The organism is Pseudoalteromonas sp. NZS37 (assembly GCF_015864265.1).
Classification (GTDB): Bacteria; Pseudomonadota; Gammaproteobacteria; order Enterobacterales; family Alteromonadaceae; genus Pseudoalteromonas; species Pseudoalteromonas arctica.
The window spans coordinates 97908-117326 of record NZ_JADYXL010000006.1; the positions used below are offsets into that span (position 1 = coordinate 97908).

The window sequence follows — 19419 nt, forward strand, 5'->3', positions numbered from 1 at the left end:
AATGTCGTTATTAGGTAAACTAACAATAGACGCAATTCCGTTTCATGAGCCAATTCTTGTGTTCACGATGTCGGTTATTGCTATAGCTGGGCTTATTATTGCCGGGCTTATTACAAAGTATAAAAAATGGGGCGTGCTTTGGCGCGACTGGATCACGTCTGTTGATCATAAACGCTTAGGCGTAATGTATATTCTTTTAGCACTAATAATGCTGTTCCGTGGTTTTTCTGATGCCATTATGATGCGTGCTCAGTTAGCGCTTGCTACCAGTGGTGCGCCCGGTTATTTACCACCTGAACACTACGACCAAATATTTACTGCCCACGGCGTAATTATGATCATATTTATGGCTATGCCATTTATGATTGGTTTAATGAACATTGTTTTACCACTGCAAATTGGTGCTCGCGATGTTGCATTCCCATTTTTAAATAACTTAAGCTTTTGGTTTACAGCCAGCGGTGCCATTTTAATTAATATGTCGCTAGTGTTTGGTGAGTTTGCTAAAACAGGTTGGGTGGCCTATCCACCGCTTTCGGAGTTGACCTTTAGCCCTGGGGTGGGGGTAGATTATTATATTTGGGCCTTGCAAATATCCGGGCTCGGTACACTTCTAACAGCAGTAAACTTTTTAGCAACCGTGTTTAAAATGCGTGCACCAGGTATGACCCTAATGAAAATGCCAATTTTCACATGGACATGTACGTGGGCAAACATCTTAATTGCAGCATCATTCCCAATTTTAACTGCTGTACTTGCAATGCTAACGCTTGACCGTTATCTCGATTTCCACTTCTTTACCAATGAATTGGGCGGTAACGCCATGATGTACATCAACCTATTTTGGGCATGGGGTCATCCTGAGGTATACATATTAGTATTACCAGCATTTGGTATTTTCTCTGAAATTATTTCGACCTTTGCCGGTAAACGTTTATTTGGTTACAAATCGATGGTTTACGCCAGCGGTGCAATCTCAATTTTAGGCTTTATTGTTTGGTTACATCACTTCTTTACGATGGGGTCGAGCGCTAACGTTAACGCGTTCTTTGGGGTAATGACCATGGTTATTGCCGTACCAACTGGGGTTAAGTTGTTTAACTGGTTATTTACTATTTACCGAGGTCGTTTACGTATTAGCGTACCGGTACTTTGGACTCTTGGCTTTATGGTTACCTTTACCGTAGGCGGTATGACCGGTGTATTACTTGCTATTCCTGGTGCCGATTACGTACTGCATAACAGCTTATTCTTAATTGCACATTTTCATAACACCATTATTGGTGGTGCTGTATTTGGCTACCTTGCTGGTTTTGTATTTTGGTTCCCTAAAGCAATGGGCTTTAAACTTAACGAAAAATGGGGCAAAGCATCATTCTGGTGTTGGATTATCGGTTTCTTCGTTGCATTTATGCCGTTGTACGTACTTGGTTTCTTAGGTATGACACGTCGTTTAAACCACACTAACAACCCAGATTGGAACATTTGGTTATACATTGCCGCAGGCGGTGCTGTAATAATTATGTTTGGTATTGTTAGCCAAGTAATTCAATTATATGTGAGCTTTAGAGACCGTGAAGCGCTTGACGATACAACAGGCGATCCGTGGAACGGCCATACACTTGAGTGGGCTACAAGTTCACCTCCGCAAATTTATAACTTTGCAACAATTCCACACATCGATGATATTGATGCATGGACCGACATGAAAGAAAAAGGCCAAGCATACCAAGATAAAGCAAACTATAGCCCTATTCATATGCCTAAAAACACATCAGCTGGCGTGTTAATGGCAGCAAGCTTAACAGTATTCTGTTTTGCAATGATTTGGCATATTTGGTGGTTAGCTGTTGTTGGGCTAGTAGGCGCAATTGCCATCTTTATCAAACGTTGTTACACCAGCGATGTTGATTACTATATTCAACCTGATGAAATTGCACGCACTGAAGCTGCGTATAATTCAAGTGGCATTAAGGAGCTAAAAGCGTGAGTACACTTTCTGCAAATTTAGAATCAGTATCGCACGATGATCATGCCCACGCGCATGATCATCACGATACATCGGGTGACACCATATTCGGTTTTTGGTTATACCTAATGACCGATTGCCTATTATTTGCCTCGTTTTTTGCCACTTACGCTGTGTTATTTATGAACACAGCCGGTGGTGTATCGGGTAAAGATATTTTTGAACTCGACTTTGTAGCAGTAGAAACTGCTGCACTACTTATTAGTAGTATTACCTTTGGCTTTGCCATGATTGCCGCTCAAGGGCAAAAAAAGGCACTAACACTGACTTGGTTATTTGTTACGTTTTGTTTAGGTGCTGTGTTTATTGGTATGGAAGTATACGAATTTCATCACCTAATTGTGCACGGTAATGGCCCACAACAAAGTGCCTTTTTAACATCGTTTTTCTCATTAGTTGGCTTACATGGATTACATGTAACGGCTGGACTAATTTGGATGACCATAATGATGATTGAAGTTGCTAAACGTGGTCTAGGCAAAGCAACCGTAACGCGTTTAAGCTGCTTAAGCCTATTTTGGCACTTCTTAGACATTGTTTGGATTTGTGTATTTACCGTTGTTTATTTGATGGGAGCAATGTAATGAGCCACAGCGAAACGCATGCGTTAAAACAAGCGCAAAGTGATCATCATGATGAATCTCATGGAAGTGTTAAAACTTACTTAATTGGCTTTGTGCTATCGGTAATTTTAACTGCTATACCGTTTTATATGGTTATGGAAGGTGACTTCTCAAAAGCAACAACGCTTTGGAGCATTGTTACTTTTGCAATCGTACAAATTTGGGTGCATTTAAAGTACTTTTTACACCTTAATTTTACCACCGAAAATGGCCGTGCAAGTACTTTCTCATTCCTATTCAGTGCTCTGATCATCGTAATGGTTGTTGGGTTATCTGTTTGGATCATTTATGAATCTAACGCAATGATGATGTACTAGGAGTTGAAGATGTTTCGTCGTTATTTATCAGTGACAAAGCCGGGTATTATTATGGGCAATTTGATCAGCGTAGCGGGTGGGTTTTTACTTGCCTCGCGCGGTGATATAGACCCATGGTTAATGATTGCCACATTAATTGGTTTGTCGCTAGTGGTTGCATCAGGTTGTGCTATCAACAATGTTATAGATAGAGACATTGATGTAGCCATGGCACGTACTCGTACGCGGGTAACAGTAACTGGCGAAATGTCGGCCTTTGCTGCACTTAGCCACGGTGTTTTATTGGGCGTTATTGGCTTTGGTTTACTTATCGCCTATACCACTCAAGCCGCGGTATTTTTTGCAGCCTTTGGCTACGTAATTTATGTAGGGGTTTATAGCCTCTACATGAAACGCAACTCAGTATATGGCACTTTTGTAGGCAGCCTTTCTGGCGCTGTACCGCCAGTAGTAGGTTACTGCGCCGTAACAGGGCAGTTCGATATGGGCGCATTAATACTGCTAGTTATGTTTAGCTTGTGGCAAATGCCGCACTCTTACGCCATCGCTATTTTTCGCTTTAAAGATTACCAAGCTGCAGGTATTCCAGTATTACCTGTGGCGCAAGGTATCGACAAAGCAAAACGCCACATTGTGCTTTATATTGCTGTATACGCCTTAGTTGTAATGTTACTGCCAATTACTGGCTACACAGGTGCTGCTTTTATGGCTGTTGCTTGTATTACAAGCTTTTGGTGGTTGCTAATGGCGCTACGTGGTTATCGTCGTAATATTGATATGAGTAGCTGGGCACGTAAAGTGTTCGCATTTTCAATTATTAATATTACAGCGTTAAGCATTGCTATGGCTGTTGATTATCACAGCGTTGCTCCACAGCTATTAACGCTTACCTAATTTAAAAGTTTTTAACTATTCCAAAGTTAATCCAAAGGCTCGAAAGAGCCTTTTTTTATGCCTAAATATTAAAATAATTGAACATTCGTATACTCGCTCTTTTACTTTTTAAAATCATCAGCATTGTAATAAAGTGGTTTAAGCGTGCCGCAATTAATAAACTTATAGGTAAGCTCATTTTCAGCTGGGACACGTTTTGAGGTACGAAGCTTTTGCATACACGCATTAACTAAATCGACAAAAATAAGATGGTTATAGCTCGGTGCTTTTTGAATTTTATGAATATAAATACGCTCAGTACCGCCTAGTGTAATCATGTCGTAGTCTTGCCATTGCGATGATTCACTCAAATCTTTTAGTTCTCTGGCATACAGCTGCTTACTCAAGACCAACTCTTTTTTTGAATAAATTAAACTACCACCTTGTTGATAATCACCCTCGTAAATATCGGCAATAATCGTAATTTCTTCACCACGCATTAAATGCTGAATATTAAACGCTTGTGGCTTTACGGTGATTAACTCGGCATTTCTAACAAAGCCTAAAAATGGAACATCGGGGTTTCCTATTTTATAAATAACTTGCACATCATTGGGTAAATTATAGGTGGGTAAATTCATTGCAATAATAGACGAGCCTTGATTAACCAAAGCCATAGGGTGCTCAGCATTGTAAGCGGGGTCTACCGGTGGAAGTTCTGCTTTTTCTTCTTCAGCTGCGGCAAAGCCACTTAAAGTGATTAGTAATAAAGTAAGTAGTAAGCGCATTATAATCTCAATTAATTTATGAGCTTAAATTGTAGTATAAAGTTTATATTACTTATATTTTTAAACTAAATTTAGACCTATATTATTGTTCAGATATGGAGTGCAACAATGTTCGTGCCTTTAAATGTAGATTTGCGTCCTCTGGGTTTGACGTATTAGTCAGCCAAATTACATTGCCTTCTTTATTTACAAACAATGTAGTAGGTGTGCCTCGTATACCTAATTGCTGTGCTATTGCATCGGCTTTTACGGCTGTTTTAAAAGTATAACCTCTATCGCTAAGCGCTTTAGCGGGAGTAGCATCGTCATCTTCTTTAAAGCTCACGGCAATAACTTTTAAGCCCATATCATCAATTTTTTGAAGTGCTGGCTGAAGCTTTTTACAGTACGGACACCACGTTGCCCAAAAGTGTAAAACGTAAGGTTGACCTAATAAATCTTGAGTATTGAGCGGCGACCCATCAGCCATTTGTAAATTTAATGTAGGTAGCTTAGGGTATGTTTCTTGCGTGCTTTCTTCTTGCGAATAGCTTGTAAAGCTTATAAAAATTAGTGCGATGGCAATAAATAGTTGTTTCATAATATGTTCGTTCTTATTTTACATATTAAATAAGAACGAGAATTTAACATTTTTATTTCAAACTAAAAGCGAGCGGCTTGCTCAACAACAATAGCATGGCGTTTAGCGAGGCGAAGATGGTCTTTATCGTAGCCACCACCTATTACTGTAGCAACGGGTGTATTGTGTTCAAGGCAGCGTTTTAGCACTAAATGGTCGCGCTTAACTATGCCATCCCAGCTGATATCTAATTTACCCAAGCCATCGCCTTGCCAAATATCAACGCCAGCATCGTAAAGTACCAAGCTTGGGTTTAGCTCTTTAAGTAAATAACTCAAGGTGTCGTCAACTACGGCAAGGTATTCGTCGTCTTTCATATTATCGGCTAAGCCAATATCTAAATCGCTAGCGGACTTTCTAAAGGGGAAGTTTTTTTCACAATGGATAGAACAAGTATAAGCGTATGCTTGATGCTCTAACATTGCGGCTGTGCCATCACCTTGGTGCACGTCTAAATCAAAAATAAGTACGTTAGTTACTTCACCCGATTCAATTAAAGTTTGCGTGGTAAAGGCTAAATCATTAACCATGCAGTAGCCTGAGCCAAAATCGGTATGCGCATGGTGTGTACCACCGGCTAAGTGGCACGCTATACCGTGTTTAAGTGCTAAGCGGGCTGTTTGTAACGTCCCTTGAGGGGCTGTAAAGGTACGTGCCATAAGCTCTTTTGACCAAGGTAGGCCAATGCGACGCATTGCTTTTTCATCTAAGCGGTTATTCCACAAATCGTGTATGTAATTTTCGCAGTGTATCAGCTCAAGTGGCTCTGGCGTGCCTAATATTGGCTCAACCAGGTTATCGCCAATCAAACCAAGCTCTGCAACATGCTGATATAAATGTGCAAACTTACTCATTGCAAAACGATGCTTTGGATCGAAATTAAACGAGTAGTTAGGGTGATACACCAAAGGTAAATGTGGATTTAAAGTCATGTTTGCACAAGTTAAAAAGTTTGCACTATGGTAATCAACTAATCCAAATGAGTCTATTCTTGCGTGTCGTGAATCAACATAGCGAGTTCGCGATGTAATAGTTCGTCATCAGCTAAGTTTAGCTCTATTAAACGCTTTAAATAAGTAATGCTGTCTATATCAATATGGTGGCATTTTAAACCAATATGATCTGCTTCTATATGGCACACCACAACCTCCATTTTTATTTCTATTTCGCTTTGAGGAAGTATAAAACGCAGTATTGCATTAGAATTAGTGTTACTTATAAAAGCATCGCACTTAGTAATTAATGCGCCATGTAAAGATACATCAAGTAATTTACATGGGTATTGGTGATCATTAAAAATTACTTGTGCATCGGTTGAAAATAAAACACGAGAAAACTGACGACGATTTTGCATAACCTAATTTAGCCTTACTGTTTTTATAATAAATTAAGCATAGCGGGTAATTCTCTACATGCTAGCAGGATATGCTCCTGTAATGCTGGTGGCATAAAAAAGCCCCGCATAAATGCAGGGCTTAGTATTACAGTAATAAATTAGCTAAAGTAAATATTAACCAATTTTTTTGTACTTAATACGTTTAGGTTCAGTTGCTGCTGCACCAAGTGTTTTTTTAAGCCACTCTTCGTATTCAGTATAGTTACCATCAAAAAAGTTAATTTGACCTTCGTCGCGGTAATCTAAAATGTGCGTAGCAATACGGTCAAGGAACCAACGGTCATGCGAGATACACATTACACAACCAGGGAACTCTAAAATAGCGTTCTCTAGTGCGCGTAGTGTTTCAACGTCCAAGTCATTGGTTGGCTCATCGAGTAGTAACACATTGCCGCCAGCTTTTAATAACTTAGCAAGGTGTAAACGGTTACGCTCACCACCTGATAGGTCTTTAACAAACTTTTGCTGATCGTTACCTTTAAAGTTAAAGCGACTTACATACGCACGGCTTTGGAACTCAAAGTTACCAATTTTTAGTACGTCTTGACCGTCTGATATTTCTTGGAAAACAGTTTTGCTTTCGTCCATACCGTCGCGGAACTGATCAACAGTAGCAAGGTGTACGCTTTCGCCAACGGTAATGCTACCGCTGTCTTGCTTTTGCTCACCACTGATCATTTTAAACAGCGTTGATTTACCCGCGCCATTAGCACCAATAATGCCCACAATGGCACCTTTTGGCATGCTAAAGCTTAAATCGTCAATTAAAACGCGGTCACCAAAACTCTTACGAAGATTCGTTACTTCAAGTACTTGATCCCCTAAGCGCGGGCCAGGTGGAATAAACATCTCGTTAGTTTCGTTACGTTTTTGGTAATCAGACTGCTGCATTTCAGTAAACTGAGCCATACGTGCTTTTGACTTAGCTTGGCGACCTTTAGGGTTTGAACGAACCCATTCAAGTTCTTGCGCAATTGATTTTTGACGTGCTTTTTCAGATTTTTGTTCTTGCTGTAAGCGCGCATCTTTTTGTTCAAGCCAAGAAGAGTAGTTACCTTCCCATGGAATACCTTCACCACGGTCAAGCTCCAATATCCAACCCGCTACATTATCAAGGAAGTAACGGTCATGCGTTACCGCCACAACAGTGCCTTCGTAATCGTGTAAGAAGCGCTCTAACCATGCAACCGACTCAGCATCCAAGTGGTTAGTTGGTTCATCGAGAATAAGCATGTCTGGTTTTTCAAGCAGTAATCGACATATAGCAACACGACGACGCTCACCACCTGAAAGGTGCTCAATTTTAGCATCCCATTCTGGCAGACGAAGTGCATCAGCAGCACGCTCTAAAACGTTGTCGATGTTATGACCATCGTGCGCCTGAATAACAGCTTCAAGTTCGCCTTGCTCTTTTGCAAGTGCGTCAAAGTCAGCGTCTTCCATGGCGTATTCGTTATACACTTCGTCAAGACGTTTAAGTGCGTGTTTAACTTCGCCAACAGCTTCTTCAACTATTTCACGAACTGTTTTGCTTTCGTCTAAAACAGGCTCTTGCGGTAAATAACCAATTTTTGTACCAGGCTGAGGATGTGCATCACCTTCAAAATCTTGGTCAACACCGGCCATAATACGTAGTAACGTAGATTTACCAGAACCGTTTAAACCAAGCACACCAATTTTAGCGCCAGGAAAAAAGTGTAACGAAATATCTTTTAAGATAGTGCGCTTAGGTGGCACAACCTTAGATACTCGACTCATCGAGAATATAAATTTATCAGGTAAAACCATGGAGGAAAGCCTTCAAATAATAATAAAAATTTCAATGTTGTATTGTAGTGGCTGACAGGTGAAACAGTCAACGAATGGCGGGTTTTAAAGCACTAAAGCATGCTTGTAAGTAAAGTATAAAATCATGAATAAATTTCATTTAGACATCTATACATCTAGAGGTTGATATTTTTTACTTTCAGTTCATAATTAACTTTCGGTTTTTATGAGCAGGAGTAAAAATATGCCAATTACAGTAAAAGACGAGTTGCCGGCAATTGCACGTTTACGTCAAGAAAACGTATTTGTAATGCCAAAAACACGTGCAAAAACGCAAGAAATACGCCCAATGCGTTTGGCTATTTTAAACTTAATGCCTAATAAAGTAGAAACCGAAGTTCAGTTTATTCGTTTGCTTGCCAACTCGCCTTTGCAAGTAAATGTAGAACTACTGCGCCTCGATACTCACCGCAGTAGCAGTAATTCAGAAGAGCACCTTGATACCTTTTATCGTTATTTTTCTGAGGTTAAAGACAACAATTACGATGCATTAATTGTAACCGGCGCGCCACTTGCCCATTTAGAATACGACGATGTAGCGTATTGGGATGAGTTAAAGGTCATTATAGATTGGGCTGAGCAACACGTTACCTCTACGTTATTTTCGTGCTGGGCAGCACATGCAGCGTTATATCACCGTTACAATTTAAAGCGTGATTTAAAAGACGACAAACTGTGTGGTGTATTTACCCACCAATGTTACTTTGATCACGGCGCACTGACTCGCGGGTTCGACGACACCTTTTTAGTACCGCACTCACGTTATGGTCACATTGATATAAATAAAATAAACGCCTGCGATGAGCTAGTTGTACTGGCTGGTTCTGAGCGAGTAGGGGCTTACTTACTTAAAAATAAATCGGGTAGCCAAGTGTTTATAACCGGTCATCCTGAGTACGACGCCGACTCGCTAAAAGCAGAATACGACCGCGATTGTAAAAAAAGCCCTAATGCACCAAAACCCGAAAATTACTTTCCGGATGACGATGCAACCAAACAACCTTCAAAAACGTGGCAAAGCCATGCTTTTTTACTTTTTTCGAACTGGTTAAATTACTACGTGTACCAAACCACACCGTATGATATTAATTTAGTTAGCCAAGACGTGAGGACTAACAACTATGCCGAATAACGCTCCTACAAATAATAAGCAAGCCGAAATAAGCGCCGCATTAAAAGAACGCATTTTAATTTTAGATGGCGCTATGGGCACCATGATCCAAGATCATAAGCTAGAAGAAGAAGACTATCGCGGAGAGCGTTTTAAAGACTGGCATGTATTAATTAAAGGCAATAACGATTTATTAAGCCTAACCAAGCCTGATTTAATCACTGATATTCATCGTGGTTTTTTATCAGCGGGCGCCGATATTATCGAAACCAACACGTTTAACTCGACCACTATTTCGATGGAAGATTACGACATGGCAAGCCTAAGCCGTGAAATAAACCGAGAGTCGGCTAAATTAGCACGCGCCATTTGTGATGAATTTACGGCTAAAACGCCAGAAAAACCGCGTTATGTAGCCGGTGTTTTAGGGCCGACATCTAAAACGTGTTCAATTTCGCCAGACGTAAACGATCCGGGTTACCGAAATGTCACCTTTGATAAGCTGGTTACTGCGTATATTGAATCAACACTTGCATTAATGGAAGGCGGCGCCGATTTAATACTAATCGAAACTATATTCGATACCCTTAATGCAAAAGCCGCCTCGTTTGGCGTTGAAGAAGCCTTTGAGCAAGCAGGGCGTAAATTACCAGTTATGATTTCGGGTACTATTACCGACGCCTCTGGTCGTACGCTTTCGGGGCAAACAACCGAAGCATTTTATAATTCTATTCGCCATATTAAGCCTATTTCGATTGGTCTAAACTGTGCGCTTGGTCCTGATTTACTGCGCCAGTATGTAGAAGAGTTATCGCGCGTGTGCGAAACCTTTACATCGGTACATCCTAATGCGGGCTTACCAAATGAGTTTGGTGAATACGACTTAGAAGCGGGCGATATGGCAACCGAAATTATCGATTGGGGTAAATCGGGCTTTATTAATATAGTAGGCGGATGCTGTGGCACCACGCCTGCGCATATTCGCGCTTTTGCAAAAGGTTTAGCGGGCGTTAAACCACGCCAACTACCAGAGCTTGAAGTACGCATGCGTTTATCAGGCCTTGAAGCCTGTAACTTAAATTAAGGAGCCAGCATGACCCAACAAATAGCAGTATTTACTAATGTCGGCGAACGTACCAATGTAACGGGTTCTGCCATGTTTAAACGTTTAATCATGGAAGAAGACTTTGAAGCCGCGCTAACAGTGGCACGCGAACAAGTAGAAAATGGCGCACAGGTTATTGATATAAACATGGACGAAGCCATGTTGGACTCAAAAGCCGCCATGGTTAAGTTTTTAAACTTAATAGCCTCAGAGCCTGATATTTCTCGCGTACCAATTATGGTCGACTCCTCAAAATGGGAAGTAATAGAAGCAGGCTTAAAGTGTATTCAAGGCAAGGCAATTGTTAACTCAATATCGCTAAAAGAGGGCGAAGAGCCGTTTATTCGCCAAGCTAAAATAATAAAACGCTTTGGTGCAGCCGCTGTTGTAATGGCGTTTGATACCGACGGGCAAGCCGACACGGCAGACCGTAAGTTCGCAATATGTGCGCGCAGTTATAAAATATTGGTAGAAGACATTGGCTTTGCGCCAGAAGATATTATATTCGACCCTAATATATTTGCCGTAGCCACCGGTATTGAAGAGCACGATAACTACGCCGTAGAATTTATTGAAGGCACTCGCCGTATTAAGCAAAATTTGCCGCACTGTAAAGTGTCGGGCGGTGTATCAAATGTATCGTTTTCGTTTAGGGGTAATAACCCCGTACGTGAAGCCATTCACTCGGTGTTTTTATATCACGCTATTCAAGCTGGTATGGACATGGGTATTGTAAATGCGGGGCAACTAGCCGTTTACGATGATATACCAGAAGAACTACGTAAAGCCGTTACAGACGTAATACTTAACACCGACTCAGGCGCAGGCGAGCGTTTAGTAGAGCTTGCACCAAAATACTCGGGTATGGCGCAAGCCGAGCGAGTAGAAGATTTAGAGTGGCGCACATGGCCTGTTGCAAAACGCCTTGAGCACGCGCTTGTTAAAGGTATTACTACCTTTATAGATGAAGATACCGAAGAATGCCGCGCCGCAGCAGCTAAACCTATTCACGTAATTGAAGGGCCGTTAATGGACGGCATGAACGTAGTAGGCGACTTATTTGGCGCAGGTAAAATGTTTTTACCACAAGTTGTTAAATCGGCGCGCGTAATGAAGCGAGCCGTAGCCTACCTAGACCCATACATTGAGCTTGAAAAAGAAGAAGGCTCAACTAACGGTAAAATAGTGATGGCGACCGTAAAAGGTGACGTACACGACATAGGTAAAAATATTGTGGGTGTTGTACTGCAATGTAATAACTATGAAGTAATCGACTTAGGTGTAATGGTACCGGCTGATAAAATACTCCAAACCGCAATCGACGAAAAAGCCGATATTATTGGGTTATCGGGCTTAATTACCCCATCGCTTGACGAAATGGTACACGTAGCAAAAGAAATGAAACGCCGTGGCTTTGAACTGCCGCTGTTAATTGGTGGCGCAACTACTTCTAAAGCGCACACCGCAGTAAAAATTGAACCGCAATATGACAAAGGCGTAGTGTATGTAAGTAATGCCAGCCGTGCGGTAGGTGTAGTATCTAATTTATTATCAAAAGAGCATAAGCCTGGTTTTTTAGAAAAAACCCAAGCTGAATATGTAAAAGTACGCGAGCAACAAGCGCGTAAAAAACCACGATCTAAGCCTGTTACAATCCAGCGCGCACGCGATAATGCAGCAAAGCTTGATTGGGATAACTACACGCCACCAGTGCCTAAAAAGCTCGGCGTGATCGAGTTTAAAAACGTATCAATTGCTACTTTGCGTAAATACATAGATTGGACGCCATACTTTATGACGTGGTCAATCGCCGGTAAATACCCGCGCATAATGACCGACGAAGTAGTAGGCGAGCAAGCGCAAAGCTTATTTAAAGACGCTAACGATATGTTAGACGACCTTGAAAAAGCAGGCAGTTTGCAACCACTTGGCGTAATAGGTTTATTCCCTGCTAACCGCGTTGGGGACGACATAGAAATATACACCGACGAAACACGCAAAACGCTGTTAACTACCTCTTGCCATTTACGTCAGCAAACCGAAAAAACCGACTTTGCTAATTACTGCCTAGCCGACTACATAGCACCCAAAGGTACACCAGACTATTTTGGCGCGTTTGCTGTAACAGGCGGTCTAGAAGAAGACGACTTAGCAAATGCGTTTGACGCACAGCAAGACGACTACAACAAAATAATGATTAAAGCGGTTGCCGATAGGCTCGCAGAAGCGTTTGCAGAATACCTACACGAAAAAGTACGTAAAGAGTATTGGGGTTTTGCACCAGACGAAAACCTAGCAAACGATGAGCTAATACGCGAAAACTACCAAGGTATTCGCCCAGCGCCAGGTTACCCAGCGTGCCCAGAGCACACCGAGAAAAAGAAAATTTGGCAGTTGCTCGACACCGAAAAACGCATTGGCATGCAGCTAACCAGCTCGTACGCCATGTGGCCAGGTGCTGCTGTTTCAGGTTGGTACTTCTCACACCCACAAGCTAAATACTACGCCGTAGCTGCAATACAACGTGACCAAGTAGAGGACTACGCCAAGCGAACCAATATGACGCTGGAAGAAGCTGAAAGATGGCTGTCACCTAACTTGGGGTATGATCCGGAGTAATAGCGAAGCGGTCAGTTTTTAGCTGTCAGTTATCAGTAAAAACAAAAAGCGAGTCCATGTGGCTCGTTTTTTTATTATACTTCTTTAATTATAAAAATGATGTTCTTAATATTTCAATTTAAAAAGTGGAATTGAATAAATTTTTATAAGTTATTAGTAACCCAAATTAGTAGAGCTTTACATAATTAATAAGTTTCAATATGGCTTTTAAATACTGTAATTATTAGTATATAGTACTTCTATGCAAAGTTTTCAATAAAGTTGGTTTACTATGAGTTCAAGTGAAATTGAAGAACCTAAAACTACCCAAATAGCTAAGTTTAGAAGGCAAACAATAGATGGTATTCAAGTTCCTCCTACACTAGAAGAATGTTATAGCTATGGCGACATGCCATATTCGTTTGTAAAAATGGTAAATGCAAAAAAGTTTGGTTTCAGTAGTAAAGGGCTTTACTTGCATTGGCATGACTTTCACCATAGATTTGATAGTGATTTCAAAGATAAAAAGGTATGGGCATGGTGTGCTTTAAAATTTAATAGGGCATTAGACGAGCATGGTTCATTGGTTTCGGAGGATAACTCTCATTTTTATTGGAGTCCTATAGCTTTAAATCACTATCCTCCAATGATTGAAAAAGCTTATCGGTTTGAGCATGTCGGGTTAACAGGGGATCAAAAAAGACATATGCTTGTTAAGAGCTTAGTTATGGAAGAGGCTATTACAAGCGCGCAACTTGAAGGGGCTGCTACGACAAGAGCTGTTGCTAAGGAAATGCTTTCATCGGGTCGAGCTCCTAATGATGACTCTGAAAATATGATATTGAGTAACTGGAACTTGATGCAATTTGCACTTGATAACCTTGATAGGGAATTAAGTATTGAATTTATACAAGAATTTAACCATATAGCGACAGAAAAAACTTGCGAAAATGATCATATCCCAGGAATGTTGAGAAGCAAAGAGATTGAAGTTGCAAAGAATAATGCAGAAGGTGAGGTAACCCATAAAGCTCCTGATGCTAAAGTGGTGGATAAATTGCTTAACGATTTATGTAAGTATGCAAATACTAATCACGAAAATGTGCATTATATTCATCCAGTATTTAAAGCAATAGTCATACATTTTATGATTGGCTATATTCACCCATTTTTAGATGGAAATGGAAGAACTGCAAGAGCTCTTTTTTATTGGTATGCGATTAAACATGGCTATGAAAACTTTCAATATATCTCTATTTCAGCGCTGCTGAAAAAGAAAGCAAATGATTACGGACGTGCATATATAAAAACAGAAACTGATGAACTTGATTTAACATATTTCTTACAGTTTAATTTGGAAATAATAATAGATGCATTGGGTGATTTTTCTGCATATATCCAAAAGAGAATTGATCAGAATAGATATATGGTTGAAAAGTTGTCTGAATCTCCTTTTTATAAACATTTTAAGCGTCAACACATTGATATCATATCTAAAGCTTTAAAAAATCCAGGTAGAGAATTTTCTGTAAAAGAAGTAGAGCAAGATAATAATGTAAGTGCTACAGCGGCAAGAGGATATCTTGATAAACTATATAATCTAGGTTTATTGCTCAAATATAAATCTGTTGGGAATAAATTTACATATTTTGCTCCAGCTAAGTTACAAGAACAGTTATTCGCAAAAACAAAATAGTTGTAATAAGTTGTTGTGGGTTTTAAAAGGCTAATAAAACAAAGGGATGTAAAAAGTTAACTTCATACATCAATTACTCAGAGTTACTAGTAATTTTAAATAAAGGAATATAAATGAAGTTTTTAAGCCACATAGTATTGTGTATGCCTACTTTTCGCATCACATACATTTGCTCTTGAGCAAAAATATCACGAGTTCTTTTTATCTGTTATTGCAGCCTTTGAAAGTGACGATAAAGCAGCTATTGCCTCGCTTGTTTATTACCCGCTAAAACGACGATACCCCATACCTGACATTAAAGATTAGGCTGAGTTTATCAACCGCTTTGATGAAGTATTTAATGATGAGCTAGTGGCAGTTATTGCCAGTTCAAAAATTGATACTGATTGGGATAAAGTAGGTTGGCGCGGCATTATGCTAAATAACGGCGTTATGTGGGTAGATACCGACGGTAAAATTATTGCTGTAAATACACAAAATACTAAAGAGCAGGCACTTGCAAAAAGCTTAATCGAAGACGATAAACAATCCTTGCACGCAAGTATTAATACTTTTGAAAAACCAGTACTCAATTGGAAAACGGCTAACTATCATGTTCGTGTTGATGATTTAGGCGAGCATAATTTTCGGTATGCAGTGTGGGGTATTAATAAAAAGCCAAGTGACAAGCCTGATATGGTTTTACTAAATGGCGATATTACATTTGAGGGCAGCGGCGGGAATCATCACTATACGTTTAAAAGTGGTCGTTATAGTTATGTGCTACAAGTAACCATTATTGGCTGCGATACATCACCACCAGGTTGGCTTGAAGTTTATAAAGACGATGAGCGATTGTTGTCTGAAGATGTTATAAGCACTCATTAATCGCTTTTTATTAGTAAGTATGCGGATAAAATTTCTATAAAAGTAGCTTTAGCTGCAAGTTAAATGTTATTACTTTATTTCTTCTATCCCTTTGTAAAACTTTGTTAATCGCCTCTTTATTTCCGGTTGGTACTCTATATAATGCCGTGTTAATGGAACGTTGCAGTTGTAGTGACGTGATTAAATAAAGAAATACAAAGGATTATGGAATTGATTAAACTACCTTGCCTTACGTTGCTCATGATGAGCGCGTATTCAGTGAATGCCAATACTCACGCTCAGCCTATAAAAAACACTCAAGAAAATACTTACGGTGATGCTGTTTTAATTAACGATCAAAAAATAAATTTTGATAAAGCTCATTTTGAAAGTTTATCTAAAAAACCTCTACTCGCGCCAATTATAAAAAATAATAGCCTTACTCAAGCTGCCTCAGACGAGGAAAGCATAGAGCTTAGCAGCGTATTTCGTGAATTTTCGTTAGGCAACTCAACAGGTCGAAAAGGCTTGTACGTGGCACCTTTGTCGGGTGTGGGTAGTAAGCACATTATATCCGCCCAAGAGAGCAATTTTAATATTATAGAATATGTGAAAGGTGCGTATGAAGTAACTGCTCGCTACGACTTTGATGACTATATTGAAGATACCACGCTAATTAAAGATACAGTGGCAGATACATACTACTTATATATTTTAGAAAATAACGCAGTACATAAAGTTAATTTAGTCACTCAAGAGATAGAACTAAGTAAAGAGTTTTATTACCCAAGAGCAGCAGATAAGTTTGATATAAATAACGATGGGCAAGATGAGCTTTTTGTTTATCAAAGCAGTAAGCTTTTTGTTCTTAACTCGCTCGATTTATCTGAAATTGCGGTACTTGAAAACGTACCACAAAACTTTGTGACAGGCTCATTTACTGAGGCTAATGCAAAAGAAGTTTTATTTAGTGATGGTGCGGTATATAGATTCGAAAATTCAGAATTTGTACTGCACAAACAACTTAGTGTAAGTATTAATGGCGAGCATTTAATTGCTGTTGATATTAATAACGACGGCTTAGATGAAGTGATTAATGGGCAAAGTTGGTACAGCATAGAAATGCTAAGCCCAAGCACTGAAAGTATTTTATGGACAGCCCAAAGCGACTTAGATATTGATAAAGTAATAGTTGCAGATATCGATAATGATGGTACCGACGATTTAGTTTACGGCGATGGTCAGTGGGGGAGTTTATACGCGCTTTCACTCACAACAGGTGTTGAGTTTTGGAGTATTAATAATCCAGAGCATGGTGTGTCGGGCATTGTTGTAGATGACCTTAACGGTGATGGTAAGCAAAATATTGCTTGGGGCTCAGGTTATTCTTCGTCAGGTGAAGATGGTTTTTATATTCACAACACGGATGACAAAACTCAACAGTGGGCTAAAGGCATTAAGTACTACTCAAATAAAGCGTTAGCACTTGCTGATATTAATAACAACGGAAGCTTAGATATACTTTATTCCGAGCGTGACAGTAACGCTTTGCATATAGTAGATACACAAACTAATGAAAAAATACTTACAAATATAAGCGTTAATAACGATTGGGATAATAATAATTTAGTTACTACTGCTCAGCTGTTTGATGATGGTAAGAATTATATTATTGCTGGCAGCTCTGCTATATACGATGCGAATGTACAGGTGTTTTCACCTGAAACGGGTGAAGAGCTATTTCAAACATATCTTGGCGACGGAGACTACATTAGTACCTTAACAACGTTAGATATTAATAATGATGGCAAGCTAGAAATAATAGTAGGTAATGGTGCTGAGCATACAGGAAGTGAAGGTACCTTTTTTAAAGTATTAAATGGGCAAACTGGAAAGTTATTAAAGACATCGCCTCGCTTAGGATTTTATTGGGGCGGTATGAGTTCAATAGTAACTGGAAGCTTTCTTAATAACGAAAATATAGATGTGGTTAGTCTCGTTAGTGATTACCTCATTAGTTATGACTACTCTGAAAACACTATATCTAAAGTTGCTTTGGAGCAGAGCTTTAACGGTTTGGTTAACACTGTTATTAATGGAGAAGAAACTTTAGTTGCATCTACCTATAACGGCTCACTTTATAAAGTGGCATTAAATGGGCAGACAACATTAATTAGTGAAGTGTGCCAAAACACTTTAAATAACATTGTGTCTGTAAGAGCTGGGTTTGTGCAGTATTCGTGTTCAGATCTGTTTGGTGAATATAACCTAGATAGCAATGTGGTTTCATACACTGTTGAGCGTAATAATAATGACAGTTGGTTAGCAACTTCTACGTATAATAATGTTGATTATACCTTGTTGGCAGGTCAGTCATTGGAGGTGTTCTCTAATCAAGTTGCTGAGCCTTTAGCTAAGCCTGAAGCTGTAAGCTACTCTGATCATGTTTTAAAAAGCATACAAATAGATTTACCTGTATCAGATGATATTGATTATGTAGTTTTAAATAAGAGACCAACTCTGGGTAGGGTCGAGTTTACAGACAGACAGGCGGGTCTATTAACTTATATACCTTCGGGGACTGTAGGCATTGATGAGCTTAGTTATTACACAGTAAAAGATCGTTCACGTTCAGCGTTATCAAGCTTAACGTTAGAGCTAAAAAATACAGCACCAACAGCAAATAATATGACACTGCAAACTCATTGGAATACACCGCTTAACTTTGATCTAGAAGGTATGGATGAAGACGCAGAGCAATTAGTATTTCAAATTAAAAATTCGCCTGCTCATGGGCAAATTCAGTTAATGGACTCTGCTTTAGGTAGCGTGACCTTCTCACCAAGTGGTGACTCGGTTGAGCCAGTATCAGTTAGCTTTACAGTGAAAGATTCTTTAGTTGAATCTGAGCTTCATAATGTTGTTATTGAACTTACAAATACAGCCCCACAAGCTCAAAATGTAACATATAACACCTCTTATAAGAGTGAAGTGAATGGTCGCTTTTCAGCATTAGATAGCGACAACGATACACTTGAATTTGAAGTGGTAACAGAGCCAAACTCAGGAACTCTAACATTTGAGCCTGATACTGGATTGTTTAAACTAACTCCTACGAGCGAATCCGATCATGTAGTAACGTTTAGCTATGTAGCTAAAGATAAATTTGATAGTTCAGCAGTTCAAACTGTGACTATAAACGTTGAAGGTAAGCAAGCTGCTGCGCTAGCGACTCCTTCATCTGATTCAGGCTCTAGCTCAGGTGGCAGTATTTATTACTTACTTACGCTGCTATCAGTGGTTTTATTTGGTAGACGCCGTTTTAATTAGTAGTTAAAAGCTTATTTACACTATCTAAAACCGCCAAATGGCGGTTTTTTATTTATTAATAATCTTTTTAAAATCAACGATTTATTACTTGCTTTTGTTGTGGGTATTGTACAACCCTAAACTTTGCAAATAAACGATGTGGTTACTTAATACGATTTTTGCTTAAATATATTGTAAGTTTTAACTTGGGTGTTTTTAGGCTTTTATTTAGGGCTGTTTATCTTTCGAGGTTTAACATGCACTGCCCCGAGGATTCTGCAT

14 protein-coding genes and 1 pseudogene are annotated in these 19419 nt (G+C 39.5%); 10 read left to right on the forward strand and 5 right to left on the reverse strand.

All coding sequences use genetic code 11. From position 1 onward, the window contains the following. Position 1 precedes the first annotated feature (1 nt). From cyoB to cyoE, 4 genes are read left to right on the forward strand one after another with little or no spacing between them, the layout of a single operon-like run. Positions 2-1990 (forward strand): cytochrome o ubiquinol oxidase subunit I, encoded by a 1989-nt coding sequence (gene cyoB / locus I6F47_RS12935; RefSeq protein WP_007581166.1) that lies wholly within the window; start codon positions 2-4, stop codon positions 1988-1990. After that, positions 1987-2613, forward strand: coding sequence for a cytochrome o ubiquinol oxidase subunit III (gene cyoC, locus I6F47_RS12940; protein WP_007581168.1), 627 nt, complete (start codon positions 1987-1989; stop codon positions 2611-2613). Before cyoB ends, cyoC begins: the two co-directional genes overlap by 4 nt. Then, positions 2613-2969 (forward strand): cytochrome o ubiquinol oxidase subunit IV, encoded by a 357-nt coding sequence (cyoD, locus tag I6F47_RS12945; RefSeq protein WP_024589276.1) that lies wholly within the window; start codon positions 2613-2615, stop codon positions 2967-2969. The genes cyoC and cyoD overlap by 1 nt, the downstream gene beginning before the upstream one ends. Before the next feature lie 9 nt (positions 2970-2978). Continuing rightward, positions 2979-3863, forward strand: coding sequence for a heme o synthase (gene cyoE, locus I6F47_RS12950; RefSeq protein WP_007581172.1), 885 nt, complete (start codon positions 2979-2981; stop codon positions 3861-3863). A gap of 101 nt (positions 3864-3964) precedes the next feature. Here cyoE and I6F47_RS12955 read toward each other — a convergent pair whose 3' ends face one another. From I6F47_RS12955 to ettA, 5 genes are all read right to left on the reverse strand, one after another. After that, positions 3965-4630: a hypothetical protein gene (locus I6F47_RS12955; protein WP_197183980.1), complete on the reverse strand. Its 666-nt coding sequence runs from the start codon at positions 4628-4630 to the stop codon at positions 3965-3967. Between the two features lie 82 nt (positions 4631-4712). Beyond that, positions 4713-5210, reverse strand: coding sequence for a TlpA family protein disulfide reductase (locus tag I6F47_RS12960; protein WP_165721281.1), 498 nt, complete (start codon positions 5208-5210; stop codon positions 4713-4715). A 62-nt stretch (positions 5211-5272) separates the two neighbouring features. Next, positions 5273-6181 carry a histone deacetylase family protein gene (locus I6F47_RS12965; RefSeq protein ID WP_024589271.1) on the reverse strand — a complete coding sequence of 303 codons (909 nt, stop codon included), beginning with the start codon at positions 6179-6181 and terminating at the stop codon, positions 5273-5275. A gap of 53 nt (positions 6182-6234) precedes the next feature. Beyond that, positions 6235-6603, reverse strand: coding sequence for a PilZ domain-containing protein (locus I6F47_RS12970; RefSeq protein WP_024593523.1), 369 nt, complete (start codon positions 6601-6603; stop codon positions 6235-6237). 156 nt (positions 6604-6759) lie between these two features. After that, a complete protein-coding gene (ettA, locus tag I6F47_RS12975; protein ID WP_007581203.1) occupies positions 6760-8433 on the reverse strand; it encodes an energy-dependent translational throttle protein EttA in 1674 nt (557 codons plus the stop codon). A 223-nt stretch (positions 8434-8656) separates the two neighbouring features. Between ettA and I6F47_RS12980 the strand changes: the two genes are divergently transcribed. The 6 genes and pseudogenes from I6F47_RS12980 to I6F47_RS13005 all read left to right on the forward strand — a co-directional run bounded on the left by I6F47_RS12980 (position 8657) and on the right by I6F47_RS13005 (position 19158). Next, complete coding sequence (locus I6F47_RS12980) at positions 8657-9604, forward strand: homoserine O-succinyltransferase (protein ID WP_010555178.1); 948 nt, start codon at positions 8657-8659, stop codon at positions 9602-9604. Beyond that, complete coding sequence (locus I6F47_RS12985; protein WP_197183981.1) at positions 9594-10667, forward strand: homocysteine S-methyltransferase family protein; 1074 nt, start codon at positions 9594-9596, stop codon at positions 10665-10667. Before I6F47_RS12980 ends, I6F47_RS12985 begins: the two co-directional genes overlap by 11 nt. A 9-nt stretch (positions 10668-10676) precedes the next feature. Then, positions 10677-13307: a methionine synthase gene (metH, locus tag I6F47_RS12990; RefSeq protein ID WP_197183982.1), complete on the forward strand. Its 2631-nt coding sequence runs from the start codon at positions 10677-10679 to the stop codon at positions 13305-13307. Positions 13308-13578: 271 nt separating this feature from the next. After that, positions 13579-14982 (forward strand): Fic family protein, encoded by a 1404-nt coding sequence (locus tag I6F47_RS12995; protein ID WP_197183983.1) that lies wholly within the window; start codon positions 13579-13581, stop codon positions 14980-14982. Between the two features lie 113 nt (positions 14983-15095). After that, positions 15096-15849: pseudogene (locus I6F47_RS13000) on the forward strand (hypothetical protein). 210 nt (positions 15850-16059) lie between these two features. Beyond that, positions 16060-19158 carry an Ig-like domain-containing protein gene (locus tag I6F47_RS13005; protein ID WP_197183984.1) on the forward strand — a complete coding sequence of 1033 codons (3099 nt, stop codon included), beginning with the start codon at positions 16060-16062 and terminating at the stop codon, positions 19156-19158. Positions 19159-19419 lie beyond the last annotated feature (261 nt).